The following is a 13,614-nucleotide window of genomic DNA, read 5'->3' on the forward strand; positions in this document are numbered from 1 at the left end:
CGCTGTAGCGCTTTCAGTACAGGTGGAGGTCGTTTTTGGCTCGGTTTCAAATATGCCGCTGGCCAAATGTGGGAGCGAGCCTGCTCGCGATAGCGGTGTGTCAGTCAACATTGATGCTGGCTGATACTCCGCTATCGCGAGCGGGCTCGCTCCCACAGGAATGTGGTGGGTGGGCTTATGGCTTGTTGGAAATGCCGTACTTGCGCAACCGATGGGCAATCGCAGTGTGGGAGGTTTGCAGGCGGCTGGCGAGTTGGCGGGTGGAGGGGTAGTTGACGTAGAGGCTTTCGAGCAGGTGCTTCTCGAAGCTTTCCACGGCCTGCTCCAGGCTTTCGACTTCCACATCGCCCTGGCGCGCCACGGAGGTGCCGGCAATGTCCAGGTCGCCGATATCCACCAGGCTGCTTTCGCAGATGGCGGCGGCGCGGAAGATCACGTTCTGCAATTGCCGCACGTTACCCGGCCAGCGGTTGCCCAGCAGCGCCGGGTAAGTGCCTGGGGCCAGGCGGCAGACCGGGCGCTGGATCTGCGCGCAGGCCTGTTGCATGAAGTAACGCGCCAGCAGCAGGATGTCCTGGCCGCGTTCACGCAGCGGCGGGACTTCGACATTGAGCACGTTCAGCCGATAGAACAAGTCCTCGCGAAACGAGCCTTCGCTGACCATTTTCTCCAGGTTGCGATGGGTGGCGCTGAGGATGCGCACGTTGACCTTGATCTCCCGGTCGCCGCCGACCCGACGGAAGCTGCCATCGTTCAGGAAGCGCAGCAGCTTGGCTTGCAGGTACGGCGACATCTCGCCGATTTCATCGAGAAACACCGTGCCCTGGTTCGCCAGCTCCATCAGCCCTGGCTTGCCGCCCCGTTGTGCGCCGGTGAAGGCGCCGGGGGCGTAGCCGAACAGTTCACTTTCGGCCAGGTTCTCCGGCAACGCCGCGCAGTTCAGGGCCAGGAACGGCGCGCTGTGACGGGCGCTGATGGCGTGGCAGGCCCGGGCCACCAGTTCCTTGCCAGTGCCGGTCTCGCCCTGGATCAGCAGCGGTGCATCCAGGGCCGCGACCCGCTGGGCCCGGGTCTTGAGGGTACGGATCGCCGGAGATTCGCCCAACAGCGCGTCGAAGCCCTCGGCGTGGTCGTGGTGCAGCGCCGACAGGCGTTCGCCGATGCGGTTCGGCTGATAAAGCGTCAGCAAAGCGCCAGCGTCGGTGATGGGCGTGGCATCGAGCAGCAAGGTCTGGCCGTTGAGGGTGACCTCCCGCAACGGCAGGCGGAAGCCGTTCTCCAGCAGGGCGCCGAGCAATGCCTCGTCACTGAACAGCTCGGCGACGCTTTCCCCGGCTGGTTCGCGGCCGTACAGGGCGATCAGCGCCGGGTTGGCCAGCAACACCTTGCCCACGCTGTCCAGGGCCAGCACCGGGTCGGTCATGGCGGCGAGCAAGGCATCGAGCTGCAAGTGCCGACGCTGGCCCGGCAGGATGTCCACCACGGTGACCGCCTGCACGCCTTGCACGCTGAACAGCGCCTCGCGCAGTTCGTCGAGCACTTGCGGGCTGAGGGTCGGGGCGTCGATGTAGACGTTGGGTGGCACCATCTCCACCGCATCCAGATTGAGATTGCGCCCACCGAGCAGGGCCAGGACTTCCTGGGTGATGCCGACGCGGTCGATGAAACTGACGTGGATACGCATGGGGCGGTTTTGGGTTCTGGGATGCGGAGGGTGGCAAGTATGCCTTGGGGCGGGCTATTGGTGAAATCCTGGCGCAAAGCTTGAGGCCATAACAGATTCCCTGATGTGGGAGCGAGCCTGCTCGCGATAGCGGAGGTTCGGTCACCTTTTTATTGATTGAGACACCGCTATCGCGAGCAGGCTCGCTCCCACAGGGGGCATTGTGGCAAATATCGGTTACAACCCCACATCCCACTCCGGCGTCTCGGGAAACTTCAGCACCAAAAAAATCCAGCAGGCTACGCAGCGCCGAGGGCATGTGCTTGCGTGACGCATACACCGCGTACATGTTCATCCGACGGGGTTCGGCGTGGGCCAGCAGGCGGATCAGTTCACCGTTCTTGATGTGGGCGCCGGCCTGATAGCTGGGCAGCATCGCCACGCCGGCACCGGCCATGGTGGCCCGCAGCAGCGTGCTGGCCTCGTTGGCGCTGATGTTGCCCTGCACCGGCACCGAAACCTGCTCGCCGTCCTGCTCGAAATGCCACAGGCTCTTGCCAACGTAGGAATGAGTCAGGCAGTTGTGCCGGCTCAACTCCTCGACCCGCTGCGGTGCAGGGTGGTCGCGCAGGTAACCGGGCGAGGCACAGATCACCGAACGGCAGACCGTGAGGCGGCGGGCGATCAGGTTCGGGTCCAGGTCGTTGCTCATGCGGATCGCCAGGTCGATGCGCTCGTCCACCAGGTTCACGGTGCGGTCGAGCATCTGCAGGTCGACGCTCACCCCAGGGTAGCGCTTGACGTATTCGGCCATGGCACTGGCCAGTTGGGCCTGGCCGAACGAGGTGCTGGCACTGATGCGCAGCATGCCTCGTGGCGCGTCGTCCGGGGTGCTGACCGCCGCTTGCATGTCACCGCACAGCTCCAGCATCTGTCGGCAACGTGGCAGGGTTTCCAGGCCGGCGGCGGTCAGGCTCAGCTTGCGGGTGGTGCGGTGCATCAGCCGGGCGCCGACCCAGTCTTCCAGCTCCGCCAGGTACCGCGATACCACCGGCCGCGACAGGTCCAGGTGGTCAGCGGCCGCCGACTGGCTGCCCAGGTCCACCACCGTGACGAATACCCGCATTGCTTGTAGACGATCCATGATTTGCCCGATTTCAGAAACAAACTATGTTGGATCATCGCATTTTTCGAAATGAACCGGGTCACTAAGCTCCGTCTCATGCCCTTCCGGGCTTTGGACAATGGAGCAAGCATGACCGTATTCACCCCATTCAAGCACCTGCTGCTGGCGACTGCATCGATGGCATTCGCTGCCCACAGCTGGGCAGCCGGCTTGACGCTGGATGTCTACAACCCTGGCGCGGCGGCGATCTTCCCAGTGACCTCGGTACTGGTCAGCGGTGAGAAAGAAGCGATCCTGGTGGATGCCCAGTTCGGCAAGTCCCAGGCGGCCCAAGTCGTGGAAAAAATTCGCGCCAGTGGTAAACGACTGACCACTATCTACATCAGCCACGGCGATCCAGACTACTATTTTGGTCTGGAAACCCTCACCGCCGCGTTCCCTGAGGCCAAGGTGCTGGCGTCCGCGCCGACCGTCGAGCACATCAAGCAAACCGTCGACGGCAAGCTGAAATATTGGGGGCCGATCCTGAAGGCCGATGCACCGGCCAAGGCTGTCGTGCCACAGGTACTCAAGGGCGACAGCCTCACCCTGGAAGGCCAGCGCTTGCAGATCGTCGGCCTCGATGGCCCGCAGCCGGACCGCAGTTTCGTGTGGATTCCATCGATCAAGGCGGTGGTTGGCGGCGTGGTGGTGGCCGAGAACATTCATGTCTGGATGGCCGACACCCAGACGCCACAGTCCCATAAGGATTGGCTGACGACGCTGGCAGGCATTGAAAAGCTGCAACCGGACACTGTGATCCCCGGCCATTACCTGGGTGAAAGTGCCCGGTCCCTGTCCCCGGTGAGATTCACCGCCGATTACATCAAGGCCTTCGACGAAGAATCCGCCAAGGCCAAGGATTCCGCAGCGCTGATCACTGCTATGAAACTACGCTATCCGGACTTGGGTGAAGACAGCTCCCCTGGCGCTCAGTGCCAAGGTGGCGAAGGGGGAGATGAAGTGGTGAGACCTAACACCGTTGTGGCGAGGGGATTTATCCCCGCTGGGTTGCGAAGCAGCCCCAAAAAAGGCTGACCGGGCTACATCAGGTCTATCGCATATGACGCATTGGGACTGCTTCGCAGTCCAGCGGGGATAAATCCCCCCTCGCCACAAGAGCATGCATTTCAAACATCGCTAACCAATGGAGAACATCATGAGCAAAATCGCAATCATCGGCGCCACCGGGCGGGCCGGTAGCCAACTGTTGGAAGAGGCCCTGCGCCGTGGCCACAGCGTGACAGCCATCGCTCGCAATACCGCGAAAATCGGCGAAAGGGCCGGGGTGGTCAGCAAGCAACTGGACGTATTGGACAGCGAGGCGTTGATCGCGGCCATCGATGGGCATGATGTGGTGATCAGTGCCGCTCACTTTGCCAGCGTACCGGCCGACAAGCTCATCGCGCCGGTGAAGGCCGCCGGGGTCAAGCGTTTGCTGGTGGTCGGCGGGGCCGGCTCGTTGCTGCTGCCGGACGGCACTCGTGTGATCGACAGCGATGGCTTCCCGGAAGAATACCTGGCAGAAGCCAGCGCCGGTGCGTTGTTCCTGGATGTACTGCGCCAGGAACAGGATCTGGATTGGACCTTTCTTTCGCCTTCGGCGGAATTCGTCGAAACCGCACGCACCGGCCAATTCCGCCTCGGCAAGGACCACCTGCTGTTCGACGATGCCGGGCGCAGCTGGATCAGCTTTGCCGACTACGCCATTGCGATGATCGATGAAGTGGAAACGCCACAGTTTTCGCGCACGCGGTTTACTGTCGGTTATTGAGCCACAGGCATCAGCCGTGAACCCGCACCCAAACGGTGACCAGCACTGTCGCCGCCATCAGCCAGGCGACGGCGGCGACGGCCAATGAGGCTTCGAGGCGCATGCGGTCGACCATCACGTACAGCGTTGCGAGATAGACGAAATACGGAATGATCGACCACATGCCGAACACAATGGTGGTCTTCAGGTCGTCCACCGAGCGGCCCTTGCCGACGATGTAGTGGGCGATCAGGGCAAAGGTCGGGAACAGCGGCACCAGCCCGGCGATGTAATAGTTCCTGGTCTTGGCCAGCATCGCCAGAATGACCACCACGGCTGCGCCCAGCGCCGCCTTGAAAATCAGGTCCACACGTTCACCGTTAGGTTAATGGCTCAGGCCATATTTTTTGACTTTGTCGAACAGCGTGGTCTTGGCCATGCCCAGTTCCTGGCTGGCCTGGGTCAGGTTGCCACCGCTGCGTTGCAGGGCGTCCACCAGCAGGTTGCGCTCGAAGGCTTCCACTGCTTCGGCAAAGGCCAGGCCCTGGCTGGCGCCACTGGCGCCGGACCTCTTGAACGCCGGCAGGCCCAGGGCATAGCGCTCGGCGACGTTGCGCAGCTCGCGCACGTTGCCCGGCCAGTCGTGGCTCATCAGGTTCGACAGGGTCTGGTTGTCCAGCTCCGGCACCGTACGGTCGAAGCGCAGGGACGACTGCTGGAGGAAGTGTTCGAACAGTTGCAGGATGTCTTCGCGCCGCTCGCGCAGGGGCGGCAGTTCCAGGGTCACTACGTTTAGGCGGTAATACAGGTCGCTGCGAAACTGCCCATTCCGGCCCATTTCGTCCAGGTCGGACTTGGTGGCGGCGATCACCCGGCAATCCACGGCCACGCTCTGGTTCGAACCCAGGCGCTCGAGGGTGCGTTCCTGCAACACGCGCAGCAACTTGATCTGCAAGGGCAGGGGCATGCTTTCCACTTCGTCGAGAAACAGCGTGCCGCCATCGGCGTGCTCGATCTTGCCGATCCGGCGTTTGCCGGCGCCGGTGAAGGCATTGGCTTCGTGGCCGAAAATCTCGCTTTCGAACAGGTTCTCCGGCAGACCGCCGCAGTTCAGCGCGACGAACTGTTTGTCGTGGCGGCGGCTGAAGTCATGCAGGCAGCGGGCGACCAGTTCCTTGCCGGTGCCGGTTTCGCCTTCGATCAGCACGTTGGCCGAGGTGTCGGCGACGTTGGCGATCAGCGCCCGCAGGTGCTGCATGGCCGGCGAGCGGCCAATGATCCGGCCTTCCAGGGAGTCGCGCTCGGCCAATTGCCGACGCAGCGATGACACCTCTCGGGCCAGGCTGCGCTGCTCCAGGGCGCGGCGAGCGACGTCCACCAGGCGTTCCGGAGAGAAGGGTTTCTCCATGAAGTCATAGGCGCCTTTTTGCATGGCGCCCACGGCCATGGAGATGTCGCCGTGGCCGGTGATCAGCACCACCGGCAGGCTGCGGTCCCGCGCCTTGAGGCGGGTCAGCAGCTCCAGGCCGTCGATGCCCGGCAGGCGAATGTCGCTGATGACGATACCGGCAAAGTTATCGTCGACGCGCTCCAGGGCCTCTTCGGCGCTGCCCACGCCGATGCAGGGAATGTCTTCCAGGCTCAGGGCCTGCTGGCAGCCCAGCAGGACGTGGGGGTCGTCTTCGACGATCAGTACGCTCAGGTCGTGGTTCATAGCGGCTCGGCAGGTGAAAGGCTTACCAACGGTAAACTGAGGACAAATGTGGTGCCACGTTCAAGCGGATACTCGACGCCCAGGTGCCCGCCAGCAGCGGCGGCCAGGCTCGCCGAGAGCGTCAGGCCCAGGCCCAGCCCCTGTTCGCCAGGTTTGGTGGTGAAGAACGGTTCGAACAAATGCTTGCGGGCCTCTGGATCGATGCCGTGGCCATTGTCCCGCACCCGCAGGCGATATTTGCCATCGGCGGCCTGGCCTTCGAGCCACAGTTTCGGCTCGGGTTGCGTCTGCATGGCGTCCAGGGCATTGCCGATCAGGTTCACCAGGATCTGCTCCAGGCGGGTCTGGTCGATTTGCAATTGGACGTCATCGAAGCCGCTGTGGATTTGGATGTCCAGGCTTTCCAGGCGCCCGCCCAGCAGTTGCAGCGCCGCCTCGACGGCCTTGCCCAGGCTCGCCCGGCCCTGGTCATCGCCGCGCCGGGCGAAGGCGCGCAGGCTGGCGGTGATCCGGCCCATGCGGTCGATCAAATCGTTGATGGTATTGAGGTTGGTGCTGGCGATGTCCAACTGACCGCGCTCCAGGAAGCGCACGGTATTGCCGGACAAGGTGCGCAGCGCCGCCAGCGGCTGGTTGAGTTCATGGGCAATGCTGGTGGACATCTGGCCGATGGCCGCCAGTTTGCCGGCCTGGACCAGTTCGTCCTGGGCTCGGCGCAATGTCTCTTCGGCCTGGCGCCGCTCGCGGATCTGGCCCTTGAGTCGTTCGTTGCTGGCACGCAGGTCGGTGGTGCGTTCGGTAATCCGACGTTCGAGCTGGTTGTTGGCTTCCTGCAAGGCTTCCCGGGCGGCGAGCCGGGTTGCGATGACCTTGCGCCGTTCATTCCAGGCGATCAGCAAGAACGCCACCAGGGCGAACGCCACGGCCACCAGGATGCCTTGATTGATCGCCTGGCGCCGCAGGTCTTCGAGAGGCGTGAGCAGAGTGAAATTCCACGGGGTATCGCTCAAGGGCCGGGTCTGCGACAAATAGCTGATGGCGCGCTCGTCGGACACCAGTTCGCTGTTGGCGGGGAAGGTCAGCTTCTCCATGCCTTCGGCCAGGCGTTCCCGGGCCAGGGGCACCAGTTCATTGAGCGGAAACCAGTAATATTGCAGGCTTCGGGCCAGGCGTTCCTTGGTGTCGTCGCTCAGCGGGCGTACCGACTTGAGCCGTCGCGCCGGGTCGCTGGACAGGATGATGATGCCGTTCTCATCACTGACGAAGGCCTCCAGCCGTGCTCGTTGCCAGCGCTCTTCCATGGCTTCGAGGCGCACCTTGACCACGGCTACGCCGATGATCTTGCCTTGTTGTTCCAGGCCATGGGCCAGGTAATAGCCGGGTTCGCCATTGGTGCTGCCGATGCCGTAGAACCGCCCCGGCTGGCCGCGTACGGCGTTCTGGAAATAGGCGCGAAACGACAGGTCCTCGCCCAGGTAACTGTCGACGTCGCGCCAGTTGCTGGTGGCCATCACCCGGCCGGTGGTGTCCATCACGTAGATAGCTCGGCTGCGGCTGCGGCGGTTCAGGCCTTCGAGGTATTCGTTGACGGTCTTGCGATGTTCGGGCGTAGGGTCGTCGAGCAGTTGCGAGACGCTCGATTCAAGCTCCAGCAGGCTGGGCAGGTAGGTGTACTTGCTGATCTCGCTCTCGACCGCACGGGCGTGCAGCTCCAACTGGCGCTCGCCATTCTCGGCGAGGCCACGTACGCCATAGTGTTCGCTGATCCAGAAGCCGAGGTAACCCAGGCCGATCATCAGTGCAATGACCAGGGGCGGCAGGAACAGATGGCGAATCAGGCGGGGTTTCACGGCGAGTGATGGCGGCGCGGCGCGATAGAGGGTGGGGTCGCATTTCATCACAGATGCCTTGGGTCAACCACAACACAAATCCTTATGCCGACATCGATCCCCTTGTGGGAGCGAGCCTGCTCGCGATAGCGGACTTACATTCAACATTGATGTTGACTGTGCCGGCGTCATCGCGAGCAGGCTCGCTCCCACAGGGTTTTGCGCAAACGTGCTTTTAGTGCTGCAGGATTTTCTCGAGGAAATGCTGCGCGCGTTCGGAGCGGGCGCTGATGTCGCCGAAGAACTCTTCTTTCTTGCAGTCTTCGATGATCTGGCCCTGGTCCATGAAGATCACCCGGTTCGCCACTTTGCGGGCGAAGCCCATTTCGTGGGTCACGCACATCATGGTCATGCCTTCGTGAGCCAGTTGCACCATCACGTCGAGCACTTCGTTGACCATTTCCGGGTCAAGGGCCGAGGTCGGTTCGTCGAACAGCATCACCACCGGGTCCATCGCCAGCGCACGGGCAATCGCCACGCGCTGTTGCTGGCCGCCGGAGAGCTGGCCCGGGTGCTTGTGGGCGTGGGCCGAGAGACCGACTCGCTCAAGCAGTTGCAGGCCTTTCTTGGTGGCTTCTTCCTTGCTGCGCCCCAACACCTTGATCTGCGCGATGGTCAGGTTTTCGGTGATGGTCAGGTGCGGGAACAGTTCGAAATGCTGGAACACCATGCCCACCCGCGAACGCAGTTTCGGCAGGTTGGTCTTCGGGTCGGCGATGGACGTGCCATCGACCACGATGTCGCCTTTCTGGAACGGTTCCAGGGCGTTCACGCATTTGATCAGCGTGGATTTGCCCGAGCCCGATGGCCCGCACACCACCACAACCTCACCCTTGCTGACCTCGGTGCTGCAATTGGTCAGTACCTGGAAGTCCCCATACCACTTGTTGATGTTCTTGATAGAGATCATACGGCGAACCTTTTTTGCAGACGCTTGACCAGCAGCGAGGCGGCAAAGCTGATTGTGAAGTACACGAGACCTGCGATGATCAGGAACTCATTGGAGCGGCCGATGATGTCGCCATTGGCCCGCGAAGCATTGAGGAAGTCCACCAGGCCGACCGTGTAGACCAGCGAGGTGTCCTGAAACAGGATGATGCTCTGTTGCAGCAGCAGCGGGGTCATCTTGCGAAACGCCTGGGGCAGGATGATCAGGCGCATGGTCTGGCCGTAATTCATCCCCAGCGCCTGGGCGGCACCCATCTGGCCCTTGGGGATCGACTGCACGCCGGCCCGGACGATTTCGCAGAAGTACGCCGCCTCGAACATCATGAATGCCACGACGCAGGAGCCGAACGCGCCGATGGGCGTGTCTTCGCCGGTGATCCAGCGCAGCACGAACGGCACCGCCAGGTAGAACCAGGTGATGACCAGCAGCAGCGGAATCGAGCGGAAATAGTTGACGTAGGCGCCCGCGATATTGGAGACCAGCTTGTTGTGGGACAGGCGCATCAGCGCCAGGATCGTCCCCAGAATGATCCCGCCGACGACGCCCAGGGCCATCAGCTTGAGGGTCATCACCATGCCGTTCCACAAACCGGGAATGGCCGGGATGATGCCAGTGAAGTCGAATTCCATTATTTACCCCCCACGGAGATCAGGCCGGGCACCGCGACTTTCTTCTCGACCATGCGCATGAGCAGCATCAGGCTCATGTTCAAGGTGAAATAGATCAGCGTCGCCAGGGTAAAGGCTTCGAACAGGTTGGCGGAGAACTCGGCGGTCTGCTTGGTCTGCGCGAGCAGTTCCATGAGGCCGATCAGCGAGGCCACGGAGGAGTTCTTGAAGACGTTGAGGAATTCCGAGGTAAGCGGCGGAATGATGATCCGGTAGGCCTGGGGCAGCAGCACGTTCCAGTAGATCTGCGGCAGCTTGAAGCCCATGGCGCGGGCGGCGGATTCCTGGCCGCGCGGCAGCGCCTGGATGCCGGTACGCACCTGTTCGCAGACCCGGGCGGCGGTGAACAGGCCCAGGCACACGACGACGCTCAGGTAGGCCGAGGTGGTCGGGTTCAGGTCCTGTTTGTACCACTCCTGCATATCGGCGGGCAGCAGGTCCGGCACCAGGAAGTACCAGATGAACAGCTGAACCAGCAGCGGCACGTTACGGAAAAGCTCCACGTAGCACGTGGCGATACCCGACACCAGCCGGTTCGGCACGGTACGCATCACACCCAGAATCGAGCCCAGCAGCAGGGCTATGATCCAGGCCACGACGGCGATGGCGATGGTCCAGCCCAGGCCGGCCACGTACCAGTCGAGATAGGTCTCGCTGCCCACGCCGGTGGACTTGAAGAACACGCCCCAGTCCCAGTTGTAATTCATTAGGGTCTCCCCTCAGATCGTTCGATGTACAAGTGCCCGCCTGGGGAAACTCCGTTCCCGCCCGGCTTGGAGGCCAGGCACACGCGATCGGCTCGACAGCCACCGGTTCGAGTGTTTCCAGATTTGCCAGCAGGGAGTGACCATCCCCCGAAAGGGCCGGGCCCCTTCAGGAGATAAGGTTAGTCAGAAATCAGGACTTCTTGTCGTCAGCCGCTTTGTCGGTCGGGTTGGCGATCAACTTCTTGAGCTCTTCGCTCATCGGGAAGTTCAGGTTCAGGCCTTTTGGCGGGATAGGTTGCATGAACCACTTCTCGTAGATCTTGTTGATCTCGCCCGAAGCGTAGGTGGCCTTGATGGCATCATCGACAGCTTTTTTGAACGGCTCGTCGCCCTTGCGCATCATGCAGCCGTAGATTTCGTAGGACTGTGGCGTACCGGTGACGGCCCAGTCGTCGGCTTTCTTGGCCTTGGCGGCTTCGCCAGCCAGCAGGGCGTCGTCCATCATGAACGCGACGGCACGGCCCGATTCCAGCATCTGGAAGGATTCGCCATGGTCCTTGGCGGAGATGACGTTCATGCCCATCTGCTTGTCGGCGTTCATCGCCTTGAGCAGGCGCTCGGACGTGGTGCCGGCGGTGGTCACGACGTTCTTGCCCTTGAGGTCGTCGAAATCCTTGTACTTGGAATCTTTCTTGGACAGCAGCTTGGTGCCGATCTCGAAGATGCCAACGGAGAAGTCAACCTGCTGCTGACGCTCGACGTTGTTGGTGGTGGAGCCGCATTCCAGGTCCACGGTGCCGTTTTGCACCAGCGGGATACGGGTTTGCGAGGTGACCAGGTTGTACTTGACCTGCAGGTTGGGCAGGTCCAGGTCTTTCTTGATCGCTTCGACGACTTTGAGCTGGATGTCGTGGGAGTAGCCGACAGGCTTGCCGGAAGCGTCTGCGATGTAGGAGAACGGAATGGAAGCGTCGCGATGGCCAAGCGTGATAACGCCGGACTCTTTGATCTTTTTCAGTGTGCCGGTCAGTTCGGCTGCGAAAACCGGAGTGCTGATCAGAGCGGCAGCAATGGCTGCGCCCAGGAGATGGGGAACGATACGCATCGATGTTTCCTCGACATTGTTTTTTTTATTTCGGCCGGTTCGTCGGCCCTGAGTACTTCGAAGTGCCTGGTAGCTCCTGTTGTGTTGGCGAACAGGCATTCGTCTCCAGGAGTGTAGAGCATGACTCGTGCCAGGCCAGGGCGGTCTGTTTAACTTGTTGTTTTATTTGGTAATTAATGTTTTGTTTCAGGTTTCATGCGGGCTGCTTCATCCGGTTAGCCGAACTGACTGGCGGGTCGTGTTCGGAAAACCGAATGGCTCTGGCACCCAACATCAAACCACTGTGGGAGCGAGCCTGCTCGCGATGAGGCATTAGCATCTACATCTAAGGGGCTGACATACCGCTATCGCGAGCAGGCTCGCTCCCACAAGGGATAAGTGATGTATGCCAGAGAGCAAAAAGCCCCTGAATCGCAGGATTCAGGGGCTTTTGGTATCGCGGTCTATTGTTCAGGCCGCTTCGATCTTGCGACGGTTGTGCTCGACCTTGTCCAGGTACTGTTGCAGCTTCTCCTGTTCGACCGCAGTGGTGAACAAGCCCAGCTTGCTACGGCGCCACAGGATGTCCTGGGCATCGACGGCCCACTCGTCGCTGCACAGATAATCGACTTCGCGGGTATAGAGGCCGGCGCCGATGTGTTCGCCCAGGTCGCCCAGGTTGTGCACGCCTTCGAGCATGCGCCAGGTGCGGCTACCGTAGGTGGTGGCCCAGCGGCGGGCAATCTCGGTTGGCAACCAGTCGAACTTGTCGCGGATCGCCGAGCACAGTGCCTGCGGGGTGGTCATGTTTTCGCCGCCGGGGAGGGCTTCCACGGCGGTCCAGCTCGGACGCATTTGCGTGAAATAGGGGCTCAGTTGCGCCATCGCCGATTCGGCCAGTTTGCGGTAGGTGGTCAGCTTGCCACCGAATACCGACAACAAGGGGGCCTCTTCACCACCACCCGACAGCGCCAGGGTGTAGTCCCGGGTCACGGCCGACGGGTTGTCGGATTCGTCGTTGCACAGCGGACGCACGCCGGAATAGCTGTGCAGGATATCGTCGCGGCTGATCTGTTTCTTGAAGTGGGCGTTGACCACCTTCAGCAGGTAATCGGTTTCGCCTTCGGTGATCGCCACTTTGGCCGGGTCACCGGTGTATTCGCGATCAGTCGTGCCGATCAGGGTGAACTGGTTCAGGTACGGAATGGTGAATACGATGCGCTGGTCTTCGTTTTGAAGAATGTGCGCATGCTCGCCTTCGTAGAGTTTCGGCACGATCAGGTGGCTGCCCTGGATCAGGCGAATGCCGTAGGGCGATTCCAGCTTCAGGTCATCGCGAATGAACTTGGCGACCCACGGGCCGGCGGCGTTGACCAGTGCCTTGGCGCGGATCGAAAACAGGCTGCCGTCGGCGCGCTCCAGGTGCAAGTGCCACAGGCCTTTGCTGCGGCGGGCGTTCACGCAGCGGGTGCGGGTGTGGACATGCGCACCTTTTTCCCGGGCGGCCATGGCATTGAGCACCACCAGCCGCGCATCGTCGACCCAGCAGTCGGAGTATTCGAAACCTTTGGTGATCTCGCTTTTCAGCGCACTGTCGGCACCGAATTTCAAACTCTTGGAGCCAGCGAGCTGTTCGCGTTTGCCCAGGTGATCGTAGAGAAACAGGCCTGCGCGAATCATCCACGCCGGACGCAGGTGCGGACGGTGAGGCAGCACGAAGCGCATTTGCTTGACGATATGCGGAGCCTTGGCCAGCAGCACTTCGCGCTCGGCTAGCGCTTCACGCACCAGGCGAAATTCATAATGTTCGAGGTAGCGCAGACCGCCGTGGATCAGCTTGCTACTGGCCGATGAGGTGTGGCTGGCCAGGTCGTCCTTTTCGCAAAGGAACACCGAAAGACCGCGACCGGCAGCGTCCGCGGCAATCCCCACGCCGTTGATACCACCGCCAATGACGGCGATGTCGTAGATCTCGGCGAGAGGGGGGCGTAGGCAAGGTAGAAGTGGGCATCGGCTGGCCTC

9 protein-coding genes and 3 pseudogenes are annotated in these 13,614 nt (G+C 61.7%); 2 read left to right on the forward strand and 10 right to left on the reverse strand.

Annotation, left to right across the window (positions count from 1 at the left end):
- Positions 1–175: 175 nt before the first annotated feature.
- Positions 176–1,684 carry a sigma-54-dependent transcriptional regulator gene (locus GN234_RS24965; RefSeq protein ID WP_176689223.1) on the reverse strand — a complete coding sequence of 503 codons (1,509 nt, stop codon included), beginning with the start codon at positions 1,682–1,684 and terminating at the stop codon, positions 176–178.
- Positions 1,685–1,900: 216 nt separating this feature from the next.
- Positions 1,901–2,807: pseudogene (locus GN234_RS24970) on the reverse strand (LysR family transcriptional regulator).
- A gap of 111 nt (positions 2,808–2,918) precedes the next feature.
- Between GN234_RS24970 and GN234_RS24975 the strand changes: the two are divergent.
- Both GN234_RS24975 and GN234_RS24980 read left to right on the forward strand, forming a co-directional pair.
- Positions 2,919–3,798: pseudogene (locus GN234_RS24975) on the forward strand (MBL fold metallo-hydrolase).
- 189 nt (positions 3,799–3,987) lie between these two features.
- Positions 3,988–4,602 carry an NAD(P)-dependent oxidoreductase gene (locus GN234_RS24980; protein WP_163857024.1) on the forward strand — a complete coding sequence of 205 codons (615 nt, stop codon included), beginning with the start codon at positions 3,988–3,990 and terminating at the stop codon, positions 4,600–4,602.
- A 10-nt stretch (positions 4,603–4,612) separates the two neighbouring features.
- Here the strand turns inward: GN234_RS24980 and GN234_RS24985 are convergent, their stop codons facing one another.
- The 8 genes and pseudogenes from GN234_RS24985 to glpD form a co-directional block, all read right to left on the reverse strand.
- On the reverse strand, positions 4,613–4,942 hold the full coding sequence (locus GN234_RS24985; protein WP_162893920.1) for a GlpM family protein: 330 nt from the start codon (positions 4,940–4,942) through the stop codon (positions 4,613–4,615).
- 24 nt (positions 4,943–4,966) lie between these two features.
- On the reverse strand, positions 4,967–6,247 hold the full coding sequence (aauR, locus tag GN234_RS24990; protein WP_233459560.1) for a two-component response regulator AauR: 1,281 nt from the start codon (positions 6,245–6,247) through the stop codon (positions 4,967–4,969).
- Between the two features lie 44 nt (positions 6,248–6,291).
- Positions 6,292–8,193: a two-component sensor histidine kinase AauS gene (gene aauS / locus GN234_RS24995; RefSeq protein WP_109753831.1), complete on the reverse strand. Its 1,902-nt coding sequence runs from the start codon at positions 8,191–8,193 to the stop codon at positions 6,292–6,294.
- Positions 8,194–8,359: 166 nt separating this feature from the next.
- Entirely contained in the window at positions 8,360–9,094 is a 735-nt protein-coding gene (locus GN234_RS25000; protein ID WP_003204983.1) for an amino acid ABC transporter ATP-binding protein, read from the reverse strand.
- Positions 9,091–9,762, reverse strand: a complete 672-nt coding sequence (locus GN234_RS25005; RefSeq protein ID WP_109753832.1) for an amino acid ABC transporter permease — start codon at positions 9,760–9,762, stop codon at positions 9,091–9,093. Before GN234_RS25005 ends, GN234_RS25000 begins: the two co-directional genes overlap by 4 nt.
- Positions 9,762–10,508: an amino acid ABC transporter permease gene (locus GN234_RS25010; protein WP_018614191.1), complete on the reverse strand. Its 747-nt coding sequence runs from the start codon at positions 10,506–10,508 to the stop codon at positions 9,762–9,764. The genes GN234_RS25005 and GN234_RS25010 overlap by 1 nt, the downstream gene beginning before the upstream one ends.
- A 190-nt stretch (positions 10,509–10,698) precedes the next feature.
- Positions 10,699–11,613 (reverse strand): glutamate/aspartate ABC transporter substrate-binding protein, encoded by a 915-nt coding sequence (locus GN234_RS25015; RefSeq protein WP_109753833.1) that lies wholly within the window; start codon positions 11,611–11,613, stop codon positions 10,699–10,701.
- 450 nt (positions 11,614–12,063) lie between these two features.
- Positions 12,064–13,603, reverse strand: a pseudogene (gene glpD, locus GN234_RS25020) (glycerol-3-phosphate dehydrogenase).
- Positions 13,604–13,614 lie beyond the last annotated feature (11 nt).

Source organism: Pseudomonas bijieensis (genome assembly GCF_013347965.1).
GTDB classification, from domain to species: domain Bacteria; phylum Pseudomonadota; class Gammaproteobacteria; order Pseudomonadales; family Pseudomonadaceae; genus Aquipseudomonas; species Aquipseudomonas bijieensis.